This window comes from Janthinobacterium sp. KBS0711 (assembly GCF_000988085.1).
GTDB classification, from domain to species: domain Bacteria; phylum Pseudomonadota; class Gammaproteobacteria; order Burkholderiales; family Burkholderiaceae_D; genus Janthinobacterium; species Janthinobacterium lividum_E.
In genome coordinates this window covers 50,013-70,706 of sequence record NZ_LBCO01000011.1, presented here as the reverse complement: position 1 = coordinate 70,706, position 20,694 = coordinate 50,013, and the positions used below count along the sequence as shown (strand labels likewise).

Here is a 20,694-nt window from a genome sequence, read left to right as displayed (position 1 = left end):
GCGGGAGTGACCGAGTGATACTGTTGCTGGCCGACTGCCGGTTAAGGGCGGCTGGCGCATGCGCATGGCGCATCTGCCGGGCAGGCGGGGCAGGCTGGCGCCGGACGCGCGAGCCTGGCCACGATGCTGCGGCTCATCAGCTGCACGCGGGGCGCGAACAGCATCACGGCGCAGAAGGCCACGGGCCAGGCGGCAAAGAAGGCATGGCGCCAGCGGGGCAGGAAGTCCGCCTGCAGGCCGATATTGAGCCATGTGACCCAGGCGCTCATCAGCAAGGTCATGAGCAGCGACATCAGGAAGGCAAATACGCAGCGCAAACGCAGGGCTTCGGACATGGGGCACTTTCAAAGTATCAAGATATGGCAGCGTAACAACTTGCAGCAATCTATACTAGAGCCATATTTTTAATTTCAAATTCCGAAAATGCAATCATGTTAGATGATTTAGCCCTGTTTGTCGCCATTGTCGAGGCTGGCAGCCTGCATGCGGCGGCCGTCAAGGAAGCCTTGCCCGCCGCGACCGTCACGCGCCGGCTGCAAAAACTGGAAAGCCAGCTCGGCTACCGCTTGCTTAATCGCAGCGCGCGCCGCCTGCAGCCGACGGCGGAAGGCTGGCAATACTACGAGCAGTGCCGGCCCCTCGTGCATGCCTTGCGGCAGGCGACGCAGCAGCTCGACGCCAGCCTGTCGGCCGTCTCGGGCAGCATCCGCGTGCTGGCGCCCGTCAACTTCGCCAGCGGCTTGCTGACGCCGGCCTGGGTCAGCTTCATGCAGAAGTACCCGGATATCCGCCTGGAGCTGGAGCTGTCGAACCTGCTGCAAGACCTCGTGGGCAGCGGCGCCGACCTGGCCATCCGCGTGGGCGCGCTCGACGATTCCTCGCTGATGCAGCGCCGGCTGGGCAGCGCTTCGCTGGTGATGGTGGCCGCGCCCGCCTATCTGGCGCGCGCCGGCGTGCCGCGCGACTTGCAGGAACTGGAACAGCACGAGCTGATCGTGGCCGAGCCGCTGCGCACCTGGCGCTTGCGGCGGCCCAGCGACGGCGCCGAAATGGTGATCGAACCGCAGGCGCGCCTGCGCGTCAATGAAATGCGCCTGGCTGTGGAGATGGCCGACGCGGGCATCGGCATCCTGCTGTGTCCGCTGCTGCAATGCCGCGACGAAGTGGCCAGTGGCAGCCTCGTGCGCGTCTTGCCCGACTGGATGCCGCAGCCGCGCCACGTATATGCCGTGTGGACGCAGCGGCGCTACCTGCCGGCCCGCGTGCGCGTCTTGCTCGAACACCTGGCGGCGTTTGCCGCTGGAAATCCGCTGTTGAACGAGGAGCTTGGCGTTTAGCTCGTTTGTTGCTGTACCAGCCACTGCGTAAACTGGCGCAACGCCGGGGTAAAGCCGCTGGCTGGTGCGGCGCCGGGCCTCGCCTGGGCAAGGAAATACGCCATCTGCGCCTGCATGGCGGGATAGCGGCGCAGCAAGTGCGCCGCATGCTCGTCCAGGCTGGCGGGCCAGCAAGGATCGCCATTCTGGCGCAGGATATTGCATGAGCGGATCAGCTTGCGCGACGCTTCGCGCTGCAGGCGGACGATGGCGGCAGGGTCGCGCTCGTCGTCGAGGCGCCGCGCATAGTCGTTTAGCACCCGGGCAAAGTCGCCATTCACGGCCATGGCAATGGCGCGCGAGGGCGCGAACGGCGCAAAGTGCGGCGCCAGGTCGTCGCCCCACAGGCAGCGGCACTGGTGCTTGATCCAGTAGCCCCAGCTGTACAGGTGCTCGGGCGCCAGCACCTGGGCCCGGTGGCCGATATCGAAATCGATTTTCAGTACTTCCGGGTGGCGTGCCTGCAAGGCCAGGCGCAGCGCTTCCAGCGCCTCCGCCTGCTGTGGCGTGGGCGGCTGGCGCAGCACCAGGGTCAGGTCGAGATCGGACATGCCCGGCGTGGCGTCGCCACGGGCGATGCTGCCATACAGGTAGATGCCATCGAGCCAGTGACCGGCGTGCCTAGCCAGGCTGGCGCAGACGTCTTGCAGCAAGGCGTCGAAATGGTGGTGCAGCGGCCCGCAGGGGGCGGGGGCGATGGTCGGCATACCTGGCACGAGTCCGGTGATAGAAACTTCCACCATAGCATGTGGCGTGCCGGGCACGCCGGGAATCCTTTCCATTTAGTAATACCGAGCGCTTGTACTTTCCGCCGGGATCGCGTTAAGATAAAGCTGCTTGCTTATCCAGCGGGCAATCTGGTGTTTTTTCGCGCAATCCCGTCCCTATCCATGAGAGTAGCAATGAAATATCTGATCGTTCCCTTCTTGCTGGCCATGACCGGCTGCGAAGTACTGTATGACGCGAACCGGGACAAGATCGGCGAGTACTGCAACAGCCTCAATAATTTCGACGACCGCAACGCTTGCCGCAAGCGCAACCAGACCAGTTACCAGGAATACGTGCAGCAGCGCGACCAGCTGAAAAAGAGCAAGAGCGACAAGTAAGCTTGCAACCACATAAAAAAACGCCGCTGACCAGTCAGCGGCGTTTTGCTTTGCGGCCCCGGCCTTGCGACCGGGGTTTGCCTCAGATTAATCGTCGGCGTAGATGTTGTTGTCCTTCGTTTCCTTGACGAACAGGGTGCCGATCACGACAGTCGCCAGGGCGACGACGATCGGATACCACAGGCCGTAATAGATATCGCCCTTGAAGGCCACCAGCGCGAAGGCCGTGGTCGGCAGCAAGCCGCCGAACCAGCCGTTACCGATATGGTAAGGCAGGGACATCGAAGTGTAACGGATACGCGTCGGGAACATTTCCACCAGCATGGCGGCGATCGGGCCATACACCATGGTCACGTACAGCACCAGGATGAACAGCAGCAACACGACCATCGGCTTGTTGATCTGGTCCGGATCGGCTTTTGCAGGGTAGCCCGCTTCCTTGATGCCGGCGCCCAGTTCTTTCTTCAGCGCCGCTTCGTGGGCCTTGCTTTCCGCATCGAAGTTCAAGCCATCGGCTGTCATGACGGCGTTAAACGACGTAAATTCCTTTGTGCCGATGCGCACCTTGGCGATGCTGCCGGCCGGTGCGTCTTCCTTCGTGTAGTTCACCGAGCTGTTCGACAGGAAACCCGTGGCGATGTCGCACGACGATGGGAATTTCTTCGTGCCCGTCATGTTGAACTGGAAGTGGCAGGAAGCAGGATCGGCCACCACCACCACTGGCGAGTTCTTCAGAGCCGCTTCCAGCTGCGGGTTGGCGAAGTGGGTCAGGCCGTTGAAGATCGGGAAGTAGGTCGCTGCGGCGATCAGGCAGCCGCCGAGGATGATGTACTTGCGGCCGATGCGGTCGGACAGGCTGCCGAAGAACAGGAAGAACGGCGTGGCCAGCAGCAGGGCGATGGCGACGAGCACGTTGGCCGTTGCCAGGTCCACTTTCAGGGTCTGGATCATGAAGAACAGGGCGTAGAACTGGCCCGTGTACCACACGACAGCCTGGCCGGCGGTCAGGCCGATCAGGGCCAGGATGACGATCTTCAGGTTTTTCCACTGGCCGAACGCTTCCGTCAGCGGGGCTTTCGAGGTCTTGCCCTCGGCTTTCATCTTGGAAAACGCCGGCGATTCATTCATGGCCAGGCGGATCCACACGGAAATACCCAGCAGGATGACGGAGACGAGGAAGGGAATGCGCCAACCCCATGCTTCGAAATCCTTCTCGCCGGTCGCCAGGCGGGTGCCCAGGATGACCATCAGCGACAGGAAGAAGCCCAGGGTTGCCGTCGTTTGTATCCACGCCGTGAACGCGCCGCGCTTGCCTTCAGGCGCGTGCTCGGCCACATAGGTGGCTGCGCCGCCATATTCACCGCCCAGCGCCAGGCCTTGCAGGATGCGCAGGATGACGAGGATGATCGGTGCGGCGATGCCGATGGACGCATGGCCCGGCAGCAAGCCGACGATGAAGGTGGAGCCGCCCATGATCAAAATGGTGATCAGGAAGGTGTACTTGCGGCCGATCATGTCGCCCAGGCGGCCGAAGACCAGCGCGCCGAATGGACGCACGATGAAGCCGGCGGCAAAGGCCAGCAGCGCGAAGATGAAGGTGGTGGTAGGGTCGCCGATGAAGAATTGCTTGGCGATGATGGAAGCGAGCGAGCCGTACAGATAAAAATCGTACCATTCAAAAACGGTGCCGAGCGAGGACGCAAAGATGACCTTGCGTTCCTCGGGCGTAATCGGCGTTCCCTTGGTAGAAGTCTTCCGTACGTCGGCCGAGCCGGATGGTGATGCCATGGTTTGTCTCCCTATGTTTTATAGTGAACTGGTGCCGCGGTCTTTTTTGACCATTCTTGCAACAGCTGGAGGCGAGTGTGTTCTCCGAACCTTACGTCATGCTTGCTTGAAACTTACACCAAGCTTACAAATCACTGTTCGGCAGAACTTTGCGAACGACCGTACTTAAATGTGCTATTCTCATTCCACAGATATCTCACCCCATAATATTTCCCACAAGGAGACACAGCATGAATGAAGCCGTCATCGTATCGACCGCCCGCACGGGCCTGGCCAAGTCCTGGAAGGGCGCGTTCAACATGACGCATGGCGCCACCCTGGGCGGCCACGTGCTGGCCGCCGCCGTCGAGCGCGCGCGCATCGAGGCGGAGGAAGTGGAAGACGTGCTGGTCGGCTGCGCCTTTCCGGAAGGCGCCACGGGCGGCAATATCGCGCGCCAGGTGGCCCTGCGCGGCGGTTGCCCCGTCACGACGGCCGGCATGACCGTCAACCGTTTCTGCTCATCGGGCTTGCAGGCCATCGCCCTGGCGGCGCAGCGCATCATCGCCGGCGAAGGCGATATCTATGCGGCCGGTGGCGTGGAATCGATTTCCTGCGTACAAAATGAAATGAATACGCATATGTACCGAGAGGTCTGGCTGCAGCAGCACAAGCCGGAAGTGTACTGGCCCATGCTGCAGACGGCTGAAACCGTCGCCAAGCGCTACCAGATTTCGCGCGAGCGCCAGGATGCCTACGGCGCGCAAAGCCAGCAGCGTGCCGCCGCGGCCCAGGCGGCCGGCCTGTTCGACGCGGAAATCGTGCCGATGACCACCATCATGGGCGTGGCCGACAAGGCCAGCGGCATGCTGGTCTCGCGCGAAGTGACGATTGTCGCCGATGAAGGTATCCGTGCCGACACGACGTATGACGGCGTGGCGAAGATCCGCCCGGCCATTCCTGGCGGCGTCATCAGCGCAGGCAACGCCAGCCAGTTTTCCGATGGCGCGTCCATGGCCATCGTCATGAATGCGAAAGTGGCCGAAGCGAAAGGCTTGCAGCCGTTGGGCATCTTCCGCGGCTTTGCCGTGGCCGGCTGCGAACCTGATGAAATGGGCATCGGCCCCGTCTACGCGATTCCGAAACTGCTGAAAAAGGCGGGCTTGACTGTTGCCGACATCGGCCTGTGGGAACTCAACGAAGCGTTCGCCGTGCAAGTGCTGTACTGCGCCGACACCCTGGGCATCCCCATGGACCGCCTGAACGTCAACGGCGGCGCGATTGCCGTCGGCCACCCGTATGGCGTGTCGGGCGCCCGCCTGACGGGCCACGCCTTGATCGAAGGCAAGCGCCGTGGCGTCAAATACGTGGTCGTGACCATGTGCATCGGCGGCGGGCAGGGCGCGGCTGGCCTGTTCGAAGTGCTGTGATTTAAATGAAACCCAGTCTGCGGGCGGCTTCCAGGGCCGCCCGTTTGCATTGCGCGCCTGCTTCCTGCAAGGCGCGCCGATAGCGGTTACAGTAATGCTTCATTAATAAACAAGCAGCCTGCCGCCATGATCAAGCACATCGTTTTCTGGAAACTGTTAGACCACGCCGAGGGCGCCGACCGCGCCACGAACGCATTGAAACTGAAAACCCTGCTCGACTCCTGTTCCGACCTGGTGCCCGGCATCCTGAAATTCGAAGCAGCCGTGGCCCAGCCGGGCCTGGAAGCGACCTACGACATCGTCCTGTACAGCGAGTTCGCCAGCCGCGAAGCGCTCGATGCCTACCAGAACCATCCCGAGCACGTGAAAATCAAGCCGTTTTTTGGGGCGGTACGGGAAGCACGGCAGTGTATGGATTATGAGATTTAGTCGTTACGCAACAGACATCCGGGGTCAGACCCGGCGGGTCTGACCCCAGCCTTTCGCTGACTCTACCTATCGACAAGGAGCATTCATGACCACCTACCAACGCATCGTCCTCGCCTCGCGCCCCGCTTCCAATGAGGAAGTGCAGCCGGCACATTTTCGTCTGGAAACTCAAGAGATTCCCGCCATCACGGATGGGCAGTTGCTGGTGCGTAACCAGTACCTGTCGCTCGATCCTTACATGCGCGGGCGCATGAGCGCGAATAAAAGCTATGCGGCGCCGCAGGCGATTGATGAAACCATGATAGGCGGCACGGTGGGCGTGGTGCTGGAATCGAAGCATCCGAAGTTTGCCGTGGGCGACACCGTCGTGGGGACGTTGGGCTGGACGGAGGTGGCCGTATCGGACGGCACGATGCTGCGCAAGGTCGACACGACGCACATTCCTGCTTCGGCTTACCTGGGTTCCGTCGGCATGCCGGGCATGACGGCCTGGTATGGCTTGAACCAGATCATGGCGCCGAAGTCGGGCGAAACCGTGGTCGTGTCGGCCGCCAGCGGCGCCGTGGGCAGCGTCGTGGGCCAGTTGGCGAAATTGAAAGGCTGCCGTGTCGTCGGCATCGCGGGCGGTGCGGAAAAATGCCGCTATGTTGTCGAGGAACTGGGTTTTGACGCCTGCGTCGACTACAAGGCGGGCAATCTTGAGGCCGATCTGGCGGCGGCCACGCCCGACGGCATCGACGCCATCTTTGAAAACGTGGGCGGCGCCATCTTCGATGCGGCGCTGGCGCGCACCAATGCGTTTGGCCGCGTGGCCGTGTGCGGCTGGATCGCCGGCTACAACGGCGAGCCGACGCCGCTCGACAATGCGCGCCTGATCCTCACCAACCGCCTGACCGTGCGCGGCTTTATCGTTTCCGAGCAGCCGGAATTCTGGCCGCAGGGACTGACGGAACTGGGCAGCCTGGTGGCGACGGGCAAGCTGAAATTCCGCGAATCCGTGGCCGATGGCCTGGCCAGCGCGCCCGAGGCCTTCATCGGCCTCTTAAAAGGGCGCAACTTCGGCAAGCAACTGGTGAAGTTGTAAGCGGGCTGTTTTGAAGTGACCGGGTGCGCCGCCAGTTCCTTGCCCGGCTGCGCCCGGTAGCACAGCAATGCTTTCAATAGATCGGGAGCGTGAAATCCTCGTCGATCCTGCGCGCCTTGGTCTTGGCGTTCGGTCGCAACAGCGACTGGATCAGGGCGCTGCCGACGCACCGTTGCAGTACATGCGCGATGGCTATGCCGAAGCGCGTCCGCACGTGCATGAGGCGGATGAGGCGAGGGCTCAGCTCCCGCTGTGTACGCTCGGCATACGGGCGCAGGATGCGTTCGTATGCCTCGAAAGCCTGGGTGTGGCTCGCGCATCTCTTGATTTCCCCCGCCAGCACGTAGGCTCCCACCAGCGCCAGAGCCGTGCCCTTGCCCGTGAATGGCGTGGGGCAGTGCGCCGCATCGCCCAGCAAGACCAGTCGGCTTTTTGACCAGGTGGAAGCTTGCACCTGGCTCATCGGTCCGAAGTAGAATTCCTGGACGTTATCAAGCTCGGCGATGATACGATCGGCCACCTTGCCCCGGCCCACCAGTGCCGCCCGCAGCGTCTCGCGCGGCGACGGCGCCGTCGGACTCCGCACGCCAGGCTCAGCGGCTGGAAAGGTCGTCAGCACGGTAGTTTCAGTCAAGCCACCTGGCCTGAGGTTGATCATCGTCCCGCCTATGCCGTTGACGGAGCAGGCCCAGAAGTCGTCTTCCGGTCGCCGGGGAATGTTGAAAAACGCCATGTAGGCGCCGAGGTAACGCATGCGCGTTTCAGCGGCCAGCGCCAGGTCTCTGGTCGGCGAGCTCACGCCGTCGGCGCAGATCACCAGTTCGAAGTCCTCTGCCGTGCCATCGGCAAAGGTTGCCCGCACGCCATTTTCAATCTCTTCAACGCCACTGACGGACGTGCCAAAACGGTATTCGCAAGTGCCGTGGGTAGCATCGAACAAAATACGGGCGAAATCGCCGCGCAGGATTTCAAAATCGCAGGTCAGTCCGCCGATACTACCTTTGGGGAAAACAGCCACCACCTTGCCGGCCGCGTCGAGCCACTTCTGTCCGCATTCCAGCGTGTTGTGCGCCTCGACCTGTTCCGTCAAACCCATGCGCTTGATGACCTGCTGCGCGGCATCCTTCACATCGACGTTCTGCCCGCCGACCCTGGGCGCGTCGGCCTTTTCGACGAGCACCACGGAATAGCCGTACCTGGTCAGCCACCAGGCACACGCAGGGCCGGCGATGCCGCCGCCGCAGATCAGGATTTTCTTCGTTTGTTCCATGTGACAGCTTTCGTGGTTGTGATGTCAGCGTCCATGTTAGGCGCGCCACGTGTTGGTCACAATGAGCCAACAGGTCATGTTATATTGAATTCTTGCCACTGATTCTGACCCTTGAAAGGTGCCCGATGCCTGTTTTCAGCGACGGTTCGTCCAGCGACTGGGAAGATCCCGACTGCGTGCCAAGGCCGGTGGTTACGCTTGGCGCCGTGGGCCGTGAGATGGATAGCCGCCAGGAGAAGGATTTTCATCAGCATCGAAAAGGCCAGTTCCTGCTCTGGATGCGGGGCGTGCTCACCTGCGAGGTCGACGGCGGCTTCTGGCTGGTGCCGCCGGGGAGCGCCATTTGGGTACCAGGCGGCACACAACATCGAATGGATGGGGCCGGCACGGTCGATTGTTACGTGGTGTATGTCGATCCTGCGGTGGGCGACGCGTTGCCGCGGGAGTGCTGCACCTTGTCGACCACGCCGCTGCTGCGTGAATTGGTGATCCGTTCAGCGGCATTGCCGATGCGCTACGAAGAGGGCGGCATGGCGTCACGGGTGATGACACTGCTTCTCGACGAAATGGCGTTGGCGCAGCCCGGTCAGGTTCATCTTCCCCTGACGCCAGACAAGCGGCTACGCAAACTGGTCGAGTGGATCATGGCGCGTCCATCCGATCCAGGCAACATCGAATCGTGGGCGCAGCGGATGGGCATCAGTGCGCGCACGCTGTCACGCCTGGTGTCCCGGGAAACCGGCATGAGTTTCGGACGCTGGCGCAGGCAACTGCATATCCTGCTCGCCTTGCAATGGATGGCCAGGGGCGCCACGGTCCAGCATGTCGCAGAGGGCCTGGGCTACGAGAACGCGAGCAATTTTGTCGTCATGTTTCGCAAAATACTCGGTGAAACACCTGGACGTTACTTGAAATCGAACGCTTGAGCCGCACCACCTGCCAAGGCGTGGCGGGCCGTGCGACAATGGCGGCCCCTCCCTTATTACCGCATGCCATGACCAAGCACACCATCCGCCTCGGCGACTGGGCCACACTGGGCCCTGACGCCACCGCCATCCGTTTTGAAGTTTTCGTCGATGAACAGAAAGTGCCGGCCGAGATCGAACTCGACGACATGGATGCCGTCTGCCTGCACGCCGTTGCCTATGACGCCGTCGGCAACGCCATCGGCACGGGCCGGTTATTGCCAGACGGCCACATCGGCCGCATGGCCGTGCACCAGCCGGGCCGCGGCACGGGCGTGGGTGGCGCCATTTTGACCTTGCTGATGGAGAAAGCCCGCGAGCGGGGCGATGCAGCGGTGGTGCTGAACGCACAAACCGTGGCCGCGCCATTCTATGCGCGCCACGGTTTCGTGCAGCAGGGGGAACAATTTGAAGAGGCGGGGATTGCGCATGTGGAGATGCGGCTGGTGTTCTAGGGTGTTGTCGGATTACGGCCTGCGGCCTAATCCGACCTACACCGACCTGTTACGTCAATGGTAGGTCGGGTTAGCGCAAAGCGCGTAACCCGACGCACCACGTCACAATCAGTTCTGCGCGTGCGACTGGCGCCATTTGTCCAGAATCACGGCCAGCACGATCACGACACCCTTGGCCACATACTGCCAGAACGACGACAGGCCCAAAATCGTCAAGCCATTGTTCATCACGCCGATGATCAGGGCGCCGATGACGGTGCCCCAGACGGAACCCACGCCGCCCATCAGGCTCGTGCCGCCCAGCACGACGGCCGCGATGGCGTCCAGCTCATAGCCCGTGCCCCAGTTGCCGTTGGCCGCATACAGACGGCTGGCCGACATGGCGCCGCCCAGGCCGGCGAACAGGCCGCTGATCGTGTAGACAAACATCAGCACGAGGCCGACTTTGATACCGGTCAAACGGGCCGCCTGGATATTGCCTCCGACAGCGTAGATATGCAGGCCCAGGGTGGTCTTGCGCAGGATGAACCACGTCAGCACGACGACGGCGGCCGCCAGCCAGATCAGCCAGGGCACGGCCAGGAAGCTGCCGTTACCCATCCATTCGAAGCTTGGGATTTCCGTGTTCAGCACGCTGGTGCCGTCAGCCAGCAGGTAGGCGGCGCCGCGCAGGGCCGTCATGGTGCCCAGGGTCACCACGAAGGGGTTCAGGCCGACGAGGGCGACCAGCACGCCATTGAGCGCGCCCAGCAGCAGGCCGACGATGATGAAAGTGGGGATCGAAAAGCCGGCGAACTGGGCCGACAGCGACATCAGCATGCCTGCCACGGCCGAGACGGCCAAGACGGAACCGACGGACAGGTCGATGCCGCTGGTCAGAATGACGAAGGTCATGCCGGATGCCAGCACGATGTTGATCGATACCTGGCGGAAGATGTTCATGGTGTTATTGCTGGTCATGAACGTCGACGTGCCGTCGGCCGAGAAGTACACGGTCAGGCCATACATGGCCAGGTACAGCACCACCAGCACGGGCAGCATGCCCAGGCGGCGCATCAGGTTCGAGGCATTGAAGGGTTCGCCGGCGCGTGCGGCGCCGCTGGTGGTACTCGTTGTCATGTTAATTCTCCTGAATAATTATGCTAATGCGTATTTTTATGCCGCTTCCAGATGGGTGGCATAAGCAAGGATGTTCTCCTGCGTGATATCGTCGCCCGTCACTTCGCCTGTCAGGCGTCCTTCGCACATCACCATCACGCGGTCGCAAATGCCGACCAGCTCGGCCAGTTCGCTGGAAATGCACAGCACGGCCGTGCCTGCGTCCGCCAGCTGGTGGATGATCTTGTAGATTTCGCTCTTCGCGCCCACGTCCACGCCGCGCGTCGGTTCGTCGAGGATGAGCACTTTCGGGGCGATGGCCAGCCAGCGCGCCAGCAAGACTTTCTGCTGGTTACCGCCGGACAGGCCGCCCACGATGCCGTCCGGTCCCGACACTTTCACGTTGAGGTTGGCTATCGCCTCGCGCGTCAGCTGGGTCAGGGCGCCACGGTTGACCACGCCCGCCGTCGCATGCTTGGACAGGATATTCATCGACATGTTTTCCATGGCCGACAATTGCATGAACAGGCCCAGGCTCTTGCGGTCTTCCGGCAGGTAGCCGATGCCGTGGCGGATGGCTGCCAGCGGCCGGTGGATGTGCACTTCCTGGCCATCAAGCCACACTTGCCCCGTTTGTTTCTTGTCGGCGCCAAAGATCAGGCGCGCCAGTTCCGTGCGGCCCGCACCGACGAGGCCGGCAAGACCCGTCACTTCGCCCGCATGCAGGGTGAACGAGGCCGGCTTGACCTTGCCGCCGCCGACGTCTTCCACGCGCAAGCGCTCGGCGCCCCGCGTGGTGCGCCGCTGGTGCGAATAAAAGTCGTCGGCGGGGCGGCCCACCATCATTTGCACGACTTTCTTTTGATCCAGTTCATCCTTGCCCAGCTCGCCCACATAGGCGCCGTCGCGCAGCACCGTGATGCGGCGCGCCAGGCGTTCCACTTCGGCCATGCGGTGGCTGATGTACAGTACGGCCAGGCCCTTGTCGCGCTGTTCTTCGATGATGCGGAATAATTGTTCTGTTTCCCGGTCGGACAGGGCGGCAGTGGGCTCGTCCATGATCAGGATGCGGCTTTCGTGCACGAGGGCGCGGGCGATTTCCACCTGCTGCTGCTCGGCGATCGACAGGGTCGAGACCATGGTGTCGGCGTCGAAACGGGAACCGAGGTCGGCCAGGATGGCGTTCGTGCGCGCACGCATTTCGCCGCCCTTGACGGTCCAGAACGGTCCTTTCGGCTCGCTGCCCATGAAGACGTTCTGCGCCACCGTCATGTTCTTGGCCACGCTCAATTCCTGGTAGATCAGGTTGATGCCCAGCGCGCGTGCCTCGCCCGGGTTGCGGATGCGGATCGGCTTGCCGTCGAGAATGATCTCGCCCGCGTCCGGCGTGTAGACGCCGGATAAAATCTTCATCAGGGTGCTCTTGCCGGCGCCATTTTCGCCCATCACGGCATGGATTTCGCCGCTGCGCACTGTCAGGTGCACGCCGCGCAGCGCGCGCGTGGCGCCAAAGCGCTTCTCGATGCCGCGCATTTCAAAAATAATATTGTCGCTCATGACTGTCCTTCCTTGCTTTTGAAACTGTTGCCCGCCCTTGGGCCGGGGCCGGGGCGGGCAACACGTGGTTCAGGTCAGGCAGATCAGTTCTTTACCCAGCCCGTATAGGTGGCGACGTTTTCCTTGGTGATGGCCGGGGTCGGCAACAGCACCATCGTCTGTTTCGGCGTGCGGCCGTTCATGATGTCGTAGCCCATCTGCACGGCGTCGGTCGCCATGCGGTACGGGTTTTGCGCCGAGGTGGCGGCAAACAGGCCAGCCTTGTTTTTCAGGGCGTTCTGGCCATCGGGCGCGCCATCGACGGCCGTGATCAGTTTGACGTCCGTGCGCTTCGATTGCTTGATCGCCAGTTCGGCGCCGATACCGGTAGGATCGTTGATGGCGAACACGCCGTCGATCTTCGGATAGGCCGTCAGCAGGTTCGACATCACGGTCATGCCGCCGTCGCGGCTGCCGCCGGCGTTCTGGTTGTCGGACAGGATCTTGATGTCCTTGAACGCGGCCAGGGTTTTCTTGCAGCCGTTGACGCGGTCGATCACGGAGGTGACCGGCGGGCCGTTGAGGATCACGACATTGCCCTTGCCGCCGATCTGCTTGGCCAGGTAGGCGCACGACACGTCGCCAGCCATGGTGTTGTCGGACATCACGGTGGCCGAAGCGCCTACGGCGCCCACGTCGACGGCGATCACGACCACGCCCGCATTGCGCGCTTTCTTGATGGCAGGGGCGATGCCCTTGGAATCAACGGCGTTCAGGATGATGATGTCGGTCTTGTTGGCAATAAAGTTTTCAATCTGGTCCACCTGGGTGTTCAGGTCATACTTGCTGGAAACAGTGGTGACTTTCACGCCAGGGCCGCCCAGCTTTTTCGCGCTTTCTTCCGCGCCGCGACCAATGGCGACAAAAAACGGGTTGGCCAGGTCGCCCACGCTCACGCCGATCGATTTCAGCGGTTTGTCAGCGGCGAAAGCGCCGCAGGCGGCGGACAACAGCAGGGAGGCGGTAATGACTTTTTTCATGTGGATCTCCAAGGGTTTTTATTGTGAAAAACAAACGGTGCTACGGGTGAAAAACTTATTGATTACGTAATTTCTCGATCATGGCGTCCAGCTTGCCCGCATCGACGGCAAAGCCGCGGATGCCTTCGGCCAGCTTTTCGGTGGCCATCGCGTCGTCGTTCAAGGCGTAGCGGAAAGCGGCCTCGTCATACGTGACGGCCGGCTGCGCCGCGCCCAGGTCGCCGCCCAGGGCGCGCTCGAACGGGGCGTCAAGCGCTTCCAGCTTGGCCAGCAGGTCGGGGCTGATGGTCAGCAAGTCGCAGCCGGACAGGGCCGTGATCTGGCCCACGTTGCGGAAGCTGGCGCCCATCACTTGCGTGGCGATGCCATGTTGTTTGTAGTAATTGAAGATGCGCGTCACCGACTGTACACCTGGATCATTGGACAGGCTGCGCGCCGCTTCGTCCCATGCCGCACCCATCGACTTCTTGTGCCAGTCGTAGATGCGGCCCACGAATGGCGAAATCAGGCGCACTTTCGCGTCGGCGCAGGCAACGGCCTGGCAAAACGCGAACAGCAGGGTCAGGTTGCAAAAGATGCCGTCTTTTTCCAGCTCGCGCGCCGCCTGGATGCCTTCCCAGGTGGCGGCGACCTTGATCAGCACGCGCTCGCGACGAATGCCGGCTTGCTCGTACAGGGCGATCAGGCGGCGCCCGCGGGCCACGGTGGCGTCGCGGTCAAAGCTCAAACGGGCATCGACTTCCGTCGATACGCGGCCCGGCACGACCTTCAAAATTTCCAGGCCGAAGCGCACCAGCACCTGGTCGACGATATCGTCCAGCGATGCATGCTTGTGCGCAGCGACCGTGCTTTCCAGCAAAGGCGCGTAATCGGGCTGCAGCACGGCTTTTAAAATCAGCGACGGATTGGTGGTGGCGTCCTGCGGCGCGAAGCGCGCCAGTTGCAGGAAGTCGCCCGTGTCGGCGACGACGGTGCTGTACTGTTTTAGTTGTTGCAGCTGATTCATTACTATTCCTTATCACTGAGTTGGTGCAAGGCTTGCACGGCGGGAAACAGGCTACGGTAGCGGCCGTAACGGATGCTCAAGGCTGCGCTGTGCGCGGCATCGGGCAGGAAAGTGTTTTTGATGGGCAAGCTGGTGGCCAGCAACTGGCGCTGGCCGATGGCAGCAAAGCCCAGCTTGGCCGCGCCCAGGCTGGCCGACAGTTCGCTGTTGTGCAGGGTGCGCATCTCGCGGCCCAGCACATTGGCCAGCAACTGCGCCCAGTACTGGCTGCGCGCGCCGCCGCCCACCAGCATGCAGTGGGGAACGACGGCGCCCGTCGACGTGACGGCGGCCATGGCGTCGCGCAAGGCGAAGGCCACGCCTTCGAGTACGGCGTAGCCGAGTTGCGCCGGTGTGCTGTCGTGGCCCAGTTGCAGGAAGGCGCCGCGCACTTGCGGGTCGTTATGCGGCGTGCGCTCGCCCGACAGGTAGGGCAGGAACAGGGGCGCGGAGGGCGCGATGGCGCTGTCGAGCGGCAGAGCGCTTTCCACCAGCGCCAGCAGGGCTGCCTCGTCGGGCTGGCCCAGTACGCCCGTGGCCCAGCGCAGGCAGCTGGCGCCGGACAGGATCGCGCCCATCGCATACCAGCGGCCGGGCAGGGCGTGGCAAAAACTGTGCACGCCGCCGGCCGGGTTGCCCAAAGGCGCTTCGGTGACGGAAACGATGGCGGCGCTGGTGCCCAGCGAAATGAAACTGTCGCCGCCGTTGACGGCGCCGATGCCCACGGCCGAGACGGGATTGTCGCCGCCGCCGGCCGCCACCACTACGTCCAATGGCAAGCCCAGCTTGTCTGCCACGGCGGCCAGCACCGTGCCCGTGGCGGCATCGCCTTCGGCCAAGGCCGGCATCTGTTCCGGCGCCAGGCCGCAGGCGGCCAGCATGGGGGCGAACCAGGCACGCTTGGCCTCGTCCAGCCACAGGGTGCCGGCCGCGTCGGACATGTCGGTGACCTTGTTGCCAGTCAGTTGCAGGCGCAGGTAATCCTTGGGCGACAGCAGGCAGGCGGTGGCATTGAAAGCGTCAGGCTCGTGCGTTTGCAGCCACAGCAGTTTCGGCGCCGTCAATCCCGCCATGGGCAGGCTGCCCGTCACGTCCGCATAGGCGGGATAGTCGCGCGCCATGGCAGCCGCTTCGGCTTCGGCGCGCGCATCGTTCCACAGGATGGCGGGACGAATTACATTGTCGTCGCTGTCGAGCAGCACGGCGCCATGCATCTGGCCCGACAGGCCGATGCAGGCGATCTGCGCATATTCCTGCGGCCAGCCGGCGCGCAGCTGGCCCAGCGCGTTGACGCAGGCGGCCCACCAGTCCTGCGGCGCTTGTTCGGACCAGCCCGGCTGCGGGCGGCTGGTATCGATGCGCACGGAAGCCTGGCCGCGCACGGTGCCAGTGCTGTCCATCAGCACGGTTTTCAGTTCGGAGGTACCGAGATCGATACCGAGGGAAATCGCTGGATGCATTATGGTTTGCTGTAAAAGGTCAGAGGCAGCCGCAGGAATTGCGTACGCGCAGGGTCGGCGACAAGCGCTGCACGTGCCGGGCGCGGCCCGGGTTGGCGATACGGTCGATCAGCAGGTCGACGGCCATGGCGCCCAGCTCTTCGAGCGGCTGCGCCATCACGGTCAAGCGGGGGCTGAAATAATCGGCCCAGTCGAAATCATCGAAGCCTGCCAGGGACACGTCTTGCGGTACCGCAATGTGCGCGTCGCGCAAGGCGTGCATGGTGCCGATGGTCATCAGGTTATTGCCGGCAACGATGGCCGTCGGGCGCTGCGGCAGGGCCAGCAATTCGCGCGTGGCCGCGCCGCTGCGCTCCAGATTGGAGTCGCCTGAGCGCAGCAGTGCGGGGTCGAAGACGATATTGGCGCGCTGCAAGGCCAGGCGATAGCCGTCGATACGCTCGTCCGTCGTGGACAGGCCGGGCGCGCCCGCGATGAAGCCGATGCGGCGGTGGCCGTGGACGGTGATCAGGTGGCCGACCAGTTCGGCCGTCGCCTCGATATTTTCCACGCCCACCTGGTCGAAAGGCTGCGCCGACATGCGGTCCACCAGCACGGAAGCGATCTTGTTGCTGGTCAAATAGTCGAGCGTGCGGTGATGCGTGTCGCCCGACGGCGCCAGCACGATGCCGTCGACTCGGCGCTGGTGCAAGTTCTGCACCACTTTCAATTCCTGCTCGGGATCGTCATGCGTATCGGAAAACAGCATCATCAGGCCATGGCGCGTGCAGGCGGCCTCGATGGCGCGCACGGTTTCGCTGAAGTAATGATTGGTGAAGGCGGAAATGGCCACGCCGATGGTGCCCGACGAGGAACCGGCCAGCGCGCGCGCCAGCATGTTGGGCACATAGCCGATCTGCTGCATGGCCGCATTGACGGCGGCGACGGTTTTCGGGCTGACCTTGCGGGTGCCGTTCAGTACGTGAGAGACGGTCGACAACGATACGTCCGCCGCCCGCGCTACATCTTCCATGGTGGCCATGGTGTCTCCTGATGGTTTTATTATTATTGTGTGCTGCGATTAAGTACGGCTGTGTCGCCGCGTTTGAATCTATCGTAAACAAAAGAAAGCGCTTGCGCAAGCGCTTTCTTTTTTGTGCGTGCCGATGTTGAGTGGGTTTTCGATGAAGAGAGGGGAGGCTTGCGTAGGTCGGATTAGCGCGCCGCAGGGGCGCGTAATCCGACATCGGGGACGGCGGTGATGCCGGTTGCGTGTGGTGGTGTTGTCGGGTTACGCGCTCGCGCGCTAACCCGACCTACCCGACCTACCCGACCTACTGTATCACCAGCTCATGCAGTTCGCCGGGAGAGTCCGGGAACAGTTTCACGACGGTGGACGTGCGCGTGCCGTAGCCCGGCGTTTCGATGCAGACGGCGGACAGCACGCGCTCGAGGTCGAGCGGCACGCCCGTGTCCGGCAAGCGGAAGTCGGGCGCGCGCGTGGTGTCGGCCAGCATGTCGAAATACGCTTCGTCCGGCGCGCCCTGGCACAGCAGGCTGGCGAACTGGGCCTTGGTCTTCAAGACCTTCGGCCACGGCGCGTCGAGCAGGGCGTTCGACAGGCCGTAGATGCCCGGTTCCAGCGGCTGGCCGTTGCGCGCATCGCCATCGCCCCGGTTGGAAAACCAGATCAGGGTGTCCGCATCGCCGAGCACCAGATTGAAACCGTTGTAGGCACCGCTGCCGGGGCGGATTTGCGCGATGTAGTCTTGCGGCGACATGTTGCCGGCCAAATAGTCGGCCACGAGGGCGCCGCGCGAGGGAGCGTCGGGGTTGCGGTCTTGCGGGCTGCGGATATTCGTGATGGCGGCAAAGCGCGAGCTGCCGCTGCCGGCCTGGGTGATGCCCATCCAGCTGCCGCCCGCCTGCAGGTCGCGGCCTGCATACACTTGCGGGTGTTCGGGCCAGGCGCCGGCGGGGGCGCTGGCGCGTTCATAGAATTCGTCGCGGTTGGCGGCGGCAATCAGCGGGATGTGCGGATTGACTTTCCAGGCAAAAACGATCAGGCACATGGAGGCAAATCCATGAACACTTCCGTATGGCGGGCACCAGCCGTCAACGACAGCAAGCCCGCTTCGTCGGATGCGCTGACCAGCAGCTCGGCAAAACCTTCGCCGACGACAGGATAAATTTCCATCCACGTCTGCAAGCCATCCTTGGCGTCAGGACGACGCTTCAGTTGCGGCGCCACGCCGGACGCGGCCGCCAGTTTCGCTTGCAAGGCGCGGACCCGGGCTTCCAGCGCCTGGGCGTGCTCTTCCTTGACTTGGTAATAAATGTACAAATCTTTCATGGCATTCTCACAAGTCGAGTGCGTCGAGCACGTAAGGCATGGGCAGGAACTGCACGGCAGCGCCCTGGGCCGAGCCGTAGCGCACGGCGCCGGCGGCGCTTGAACCTTCTTCGATTGCCCCCAGCTTCATTTCAACGAGGGCGTCGATGCCGCCCACGCCATTTGGCGCCGCGTTGACGACCATGCCGCACGGTTGCTCGGGATCGCTGACGGCGAACAGTTCGCCACCGGCGACGACGGTTGCATCAGCGATGCTGACGAGGGTGGTGCGGCGCTTGAGCTTGCCTAGGTACTGGCTGCGCGCGACGATTTCCTGGCCCGGGTAGCAGCCTTTCTTGAAATTGACGCCTCCCAGCAGCTCGAAGTTGACCATTTGCGGCACGAACTGCTCTTGCGTGGCGGCCGTGATCTGCGGGATGCCCGCGTGGATTTCCGACAATTGCCAGGCGTCATTGCCGCCCTGGGCCAGCTGCTCTGTCAATGGCGGCCACACGTCGCGCGCCGTGGCGGCCGACGTCAGCCATTCATAGCGGGCGCTGCCAAACGCATCGGCCACGCGCAGCAGGGTGCCCAGTGCATGCTCGACCTTGCTGAACGGCGTGGCGGGCAGCGCCGGGAACCAGGCGGACAGGGCCGCGCTGGCCTTTTGACCGCCGAGGCCCAGGACGACTTGATTGGCATCATCAGCGGACGCATCGTGCAGCTTGGCCTTGGCGCGCAGCACGAACATCTGCAGGCGCTTCTGGATGGCCGGCTGTATGGCGCGCGGCAATTGCAGATAAATGGTGGTGGCGTTGCGCCACATCAGGAAACTGGCCAGCAAGCGGCCCTTCGGCGTGCAGTAGCCGGCCAGGCGTACTTGCTCCTGGTTCAGGTGTTCCACATCGTTGGTCAGCTGGCCGTGCAGGAAACTGGCTACATCGTCGCCGTTCAAGCCGATCAAACCCTGGTCCGTGATGGCCGCGACAAAACCTTCTTGCAGCTGGGGCACTGTCAGGGACTGGCCGAAATCGGCGACAGGGGCGTTTGCGGTGCCGTCAGGCGCGCCATCGATGGCAACGGGGCGGGCGCCTTGGGCGGTTAAAAATTGATTCCAGTTATTCATAATTTCCATTAGATCAGCGATTAAGCATTATCATTACGGGTTCATTATAGTGATGTCGCGCAGATTGCGTCGGCAACGGCAAGATTGCCAGTGTTGGCGCCGCTTTGCGCGCACTTGCTTCACAAATGAACGATCATAACAAGCGCGCGCTGCCTGTCAGCGAGCGCATCACAAGAATCGGAACAATGGCTTTCTTTAAAAAACTTGTAGTCAGTTCAGTCATCGCCGCCATCGGCGTGGGCGGTACTTTTGTGTACTGGGCGCAGCAGCCCATCACCATCGACGGCGAAGCGATCCCGTTTACGATCAGCCCGGGCAGTGGCGCGCATGCGGCAGGCCAGCAGATCGCGGACGCGGGCGTGCCCATCGTGCCCATCCTGTTCAATATGCTGGCGCGCATCGAAGGCAAGACTTCGAAGATCAAGGCCGGTTCCTACGAATTGAAACCGGGCACCACGCCGCAGCGCTTGATCACGCAGCTGGCGCGCGGCGAGTTCGCGCAAGAGTCGCTGACCATCATCGAAGGCTGGACGTTCAAGCAGATGCGCCTGGCCATGGCCAACCACCCGGGCCTCAAGCACGATACCGTGGGCCTGTCCGACAAGGAACTGATGGCGAAGATCAGCCCCGAATATGTGCTGCCGGAAGGCTTGTTCTTCCCGGACACGTATCTGTTCGCCAAGGGCGCCAGCGAAATGCAGATTTTCAAGCAGGCGCACACGGCCATGATCGGCCGCCTGTCCGAAGCGTGGGACAAGCGCGATCCGGCCTTGCCATATAAAAACCCGTACGAGGCGCTGATCATGGCTTCCATCGTGGAAAAGGAAACGGGGCAAAAGTCCGAGCGCGCGATGATTGCCGGCGTGTTCGTCAACCGCCTGAAGACGGGCATGCTGCTGCAGACGGACCCGACCGTGATCTATGGCATGGGCGACAATTACCAGGGCAAGATCCGCAAACGCGACCTGGAAGCGGACACCCCGTACAATACCTACACGCGCGGCGGCTTGCCGCCCACGCCGATCGCCCTGGCTGGCGCGCAATCGCTGACGGCGGCGCTGGCGCCGGCCCGCACGCAAGCGCTGTATTTCGTGGCGCGCGGCGACGGCACCAGCCAGTTCTCGGCCAACTTGCCCGACCATAACCGCGCCGTGAACCAGTATCAGCGTTAATATCATCACAAGATTAAGAGTTTC

The 20,694-nt window shown here is 62.7% G+C and carries 21 protein-coding genes; 8 read left to right on the top strand and 13 right to left on the bottom strand.

Translation table 11 applies throughout. The features are described 5' to 3' along the window. Nucleotides 1–41: 41 nt before the first annotated feature. Nucleotides 42–335, bottom strand: coding sequence for a DUF2798 domain-containing protein (locus VM94_RS06670; RefSeq protein ID WP_046682767.1), 294 nt, complete (start codon nt 333–335; stop codon nt 42–44). 96 nt (nt 336–431) lie between these two features. On the opposite strand from VM94_RS06670, the gene VM94_RS06665 reads away from it, so the two are divergent. Further along, nucleotides 432–1,337, top strand: a complete 906-nt coding sequence (locus VM94_RS06665) for a LysR family transcriptional regulator (protein WP_046682766.1) — start codon at nt 432–434, stop codon at nt 1,335–1,337. Here the strand turns inward: VM94_RS06665 and VM94_RS06660 are convergent. Beyond that, nucleotides 1,334–2,083: a nucleotidyltransferase domain-containing protein gene (locus VM94_RS06660; protein ID WP_046682765.1), complete on the bottom strand. Its 750-nt coding sequence runs from the start codon at nt 2,081–2,083 to the stop codon at nt 1,334–1,336. The genes VM94_RS06665 and VM94_RS06660 overlap by 4 nt on opposite strands. Nucleotides 2,084–2,278: 195 nt before the next feature. Here VM94_RS06660 and VM94_RS06655 point away from each other — a divergent pair, with 195 nt between their 5' ends. Then, nucleotides 2,279–2,482: a hypothetical protein gene (locus VM94_RS06655; RefSeq protein ID WP_046682764.1), complete on the top strand. Its 204-nt coding sequence runs from the start codon at nt 2,279–2,281 to the stop codon at nt 2,480–2,482. 87 nt (nt 2,483–2,569) lie between these two features. Here the strand turns inward: VM94_RS06655 and VM94_RS06650 are convergent, their stop codons facing one another. Further along, entirely contained in the window at nt 2,570–4,270 is a 1,701-nt protein-coding gene (locus VM94_RS06650; protein WP_046682763.1) for an MFS transporter, read from the bottom strand. Between the two features lie 230 nt (nt 4,271–4,500). Between VM94_RS06650 and VM94_RS06645 the strand changes: the two genes are divergently transcribed. The 3 genes from VM94_RS06645 to VM94_RS06635 all read left to right on the top strand — a co-directional run bounded on the left by VM94_RS06645 (nt 4,501) and on the right by VM94_RS06635 (nt 7,192). Continuing rightward, nucleotides 4,501–5,679 carry an acetyl-CoA C-acyltransferase gene (locus VM94_RS06645; RefSeq protein WP_046682762.1) on the top strand — a complete coding sequence of 393 codons (1,179 nt, stop codon included), beginning with the start codon at nt 4,501–4,503 and terminating at the stop codon, nt 5,677–5,679. 126 nt (nt 5,680–5,805) lie between these two features. Beyond that, nucleotides 5,806–6,108 carry a Dabb family protein gene (locus VM94_RS06640; protein ID WP_046682761.1) on the top strand — a complete coding sequence of 101 codons (303 nt, stop codon included), beginning with the start codon at nt 5,806–5,808 and terminating at the stop codon, nt 6,106–6,108. 85 nt (nt 6,109–6,193) lie between these two features. Next, nucleotides 6,194–7,192 carry an NADP-dependent oxidoreductase gene (locus tag VM94_RS06635; protein ID WP_046682760.1) on the top strand — a complete coding sequence of 333 codons (999 nt, stop codon included), beginning with the start codon at nt 6,194–6,196 and terminating at the stop codon, nt 7,190–7,192. 73 nt (nt 7,193–7,265) lie between these two features. On the opposite strand, the gene VM94_RS06630 is transcribed toward VM94_RS06635, so the two are convergent. After that, nucleotides 7,266–8,462 (bottom strand): FAD-dependent oxidoreductase, encoded by a 1,197-nt coding sequence (locus tag VM94_RS06630; RefSeq protein ID WP_046682759.1) that lies wholly within the window; start codon nt 8,460–8,462, stop codon nt 7,266–7,268. A gap of 125 nt (nt 8,463–8,587) precedes the next feature. Between VM94_RS06630 and VM94_RS06625 the strand changes: the two genes are divergently transcribed. Next, a complete protein-coding gene (locus tag VM94_RS06625) occupies nt 8,588–9,388 on the top strand; it encodes an AraC family transcriptional regulator (RefSeq protein ID WP_046682758.1) in 801 nt (266 codons plus the stop codon). A 68-nt stretch (nt 9,389–9,456) separates the two neighbouring features. Further along, nucleotides 9,457–9,882, top strand: a complete 426-nt coding sequence (locus VM94_RS06620; RefSeq protein WP_046682757.1) for a GNAT family N-acetyltransferase — start codon at nt 9,457–9,459, stop codon at nt 9,880–9,882. A 108-nt stretch (nt 9,883–9,990) separates the two neighbouring features. On the opposite strand, the gene VM94_RS06615 is transcribed toward VM94_RS06620, so the two are convergent. The 9 genes from VM94_RS06615 to ygfZ all read right to left on the bottom strand — a co-directional run bounded on the left by VM94_RS06615 (nt 9,991) and on the right by ygfZ (nt 19,507). Next, entirely contained in the window at nt 9,991–11,001 is a 1,011-nt protein-coding gene (locus tag VM94_RS06615) for an ABC transporter permease subunit (RefSeq protein WP_046682756.1), read from the bottom strand. A 36-nt stretch (nt 11,002–11,037) separates the two neighbouring features. Beyond that, a complete protein-coding gene (locus VM94_RS06610; protein WP_046682755.1) occupies nt 11,038–12,537 on the bottom strand; it encodes a sugar ABC transporter ATP-binding protein in 1,500 nt (499 codons plus the stop codon). An 83-nt stretch (nt 12,538–12,620) separates the two neighbouring features. Then, on the bottom strand, nt 12,621–13,556 hold the full coding sequence (locus VM94_RS06605) for an ABC transporter substrate-binding protein (protein WP_138829099.1): 936 nt from the start codon (nt 13,554–13,556) through the stop codon (nt 12,621–12,623). 55 nt (nt 13,557–13,611) lie between these two features. Further along, complete coding sequence (tal, locus tag VM94_RS06600) at nt 13,612–14,562, bottom strand: transaldolase (RefSeq protein WP_046682754.1); 951 nt, start codon at nt 14,560–14,562, stop codon at nt 13,612–13,614. A 2-nt stretch (nt 14,563–14,564) separates the two neighbouring features. Beyond that, nucleotides 14,565–16,049 (bottom strand): xylulokinase, encoded by a 1,485-nt coding sequence (gene xylB, locus VM94_RS06595; protein WP_200899205.1) that lies wholly within the window; start codon nt 16,047–16,049, stop codon nt 14,565–14,567. A 31-nt stretch (nt 16,050–16,080) separates the two neighbouring features. After that, nucleotides 16,081–17,082 carry a LacI family DNA-binding transcriptional regulator gene (locus VM94_RS06590; RefSeq protein WP_046682752.1) on the bottom strand — a complete coding sequence of 334 codons (1,002 nt, stop codon included), beginning with the start codon at nt 17,080–17,082 and terminating at the stop codon, nt 16,081–16,083. 292 nt (nt 17,083–17,374) lie between these two features. Then, nucleotides 17,375–18,112: an NRDE family protein gene (locus tag VM94_RS06585; protein ID WP_046682751.1), complete on the bottom strand. Its 738-nt coding sequence runs from the start codon at nt 18,110–18,112 to the stop codon at nt 17,375–17,377. Continuing rightward, on the bottom strand, nt 18,103–18,393 hold the full coding sequence (locus VM94_RS06580) for a DUF4936 family protein (RefSeq protein ID WP_046682750.1): 291 nt from the start codon (nt 18,391–18,393) through the stop codon (nt 18,103–18,105). The genes VM94_RS06585 and VM94_RS06580 overlap by 10 nt, the downstream gene beginning before the upstream one ends. Nucleotides 18,394–18,400: 7 nt before the next feature. Then, a complete protein-coding gene (gene ygfZ / locus VM94_RS06575; RefSeq protein WP_046682749.1) occupies nt 18,401–19,507 on the bottom strand; it encodes a CAF17-like 4Fe-4S cluster assembly/insertion protein YgfZ in 1,107 nt (368 codons plus the stop codon). 176 nt (nt 19,508–19,683) lie between these two features. Between ygfZ and mltG the strand changes: the two genes are divergently transcribed. After that, complete coding sequence (gene mltG, locus VM94_RS06570) at nt 19,684–20,670, top strand: endolytic transglycosylase MltG (protein WP_046682748.1); 987 nt, start codon at nt 19,684–19,686, stop codon at nt 20,668–20,670. Nucleotides 20,671–20,694: the final 24 nt, after the last annotated feature.

Bases quoted from the DNA above. Each gene is read 5' to 3' on its own strand.
- VM94_RS06670 (WP_046682767.1), bottom strand. From the start codon at position 335: ATGTCCGAAGCCCTGCGTTTGCGCTGCGTATTTGCCTTCCTGATGTCG.
- VM94_RS06665 (WP_046682766.1), top strand. From the start codon at position 432: ATGTTAGATGATTTAGCCCTGTTTGTCGCCATTGTCGAGGCTGGCAGC.
- VM94_RS06660 (WP_046682765.1), bottom strand. From the start codon at position 2,083: ATGCCGACCATCGCCCCCGCCCCCTGCGGGCCGCTGCACCACCATTTC.
- VM94_RS06655 (WP_046682764.1), top strand. From the start codon at position 2,279: ATGAAATATCTGATCGTTCCCTTCTTGCTGGCCATGACCGGCTGCGAA.
- VM94_RS06650 (WP_046682763.1), bottom strand. From the start codon at position 4,270: ATGGCATCACCATCCGGCTCGGCCGACGTACGGAAGACTTCTACCAAG.
- VM94_RS06645 (WP_046682762.1), top strand. From the start codon at position 4,501: ATGAATGAAGCCGTCATCGTATCGACCGCCCGCACGGGCCTGGCCAAG.
- VM94_RS06640 (WP_046682761.1), top strand. From the start codon at position 5,806: ATGATCAAGCACATCGTTTTCTGGAAACTGTTAGACCACGCCGAGGGC.
- VM94_RS06635 (WP_046682760.1), top strand. From the start codon at position 6,194: ATGACCACCTACCAACGCATCGTCCTCGCCTCGCGCCCCGCTTCCAAT.
- VM94_RS06630 (WP_046682759.1), bottom strand. From the start codon at position 8,462: ATGGAACAAACGAAGAAAATCCTGATCTGCGGCGGCGGCATCGCCGGC.
- VM94_RS06625 (WP_046682758.1), top strand. From the start codon at position 8,588: ATGCCTGTTTTCAGCGACGGTTCGTCCAGCGACTGGGAAGATCCCGAC.
- VM94_RS06620 (WP_046682757.1), top strand. From the start codon at position 9,457: ATGACCAAGCACACCATCCGCCTCGGCGACTGGGCCACACTGGGCCCT.
- VM94_RS06615 (WP_046682756.1), bottom strand. From the start codon at position 11,001: ATGACAACGAGTACCACCAGCGGCGCCGCACGCGCCGGCGAACCCTTC.
- VM94_RS06610 (WP_046682755.1), bottom strand. From the start codon at position 12,537: ATGAGCGACAATATTATTTTTGAAATGCGCGGCATCGAGAAGCGCTTT.
- VM94_RS06605 (WP_138829099.1), bottom strand. From the start codon at position 13,556: ATGAAAAAAGTCATTACCGCCTCCCTGCTGTTGTCCGCCGCCTGCGGC.
- tal (WP_046682754.1), bottom strand. From the start codon at position 14,562: ATGAATCAGCTGCAACAACTAAAACAGTACAGCACCGTCGTCGCCGAC.
- VM94_RS06590 (WP_046682752.1), bottom strand. From the start codon at position 17,082: ATGGCCACCATGGAAGATGTAGCGCGGGCGGCGGACGTATCGTTGTCG.
- VM94_RS06585 (WP_046682751.1), bottom strand. From the start codon at position 18,112: ATGTGCCTGATCGTTTTTGCCTGGAAAGTCAATCCGCACATCCCGCTG.
- VM94_RS06580 (WP_046682750.1), bottom strand. From the start codon at position 18,393: ATGAAAGATTTGTACATTTATTACCAAGTCAAGGAAGAGCACGCCCAG.
- ygfZ (WP_046682749.1), bottom strand. From the start codon at position 19,507: ATGGAAATTATGAATAACTGGAATCAATTTTTAACCGCCCAAGGCGCC.
- mltG (WP_046682748.1), top strand. From the start codon at position 19,684: ATGGCTTTCTTTAAAAAACTTGTAGTCAGTTCAGTCATCGCCGCCATC.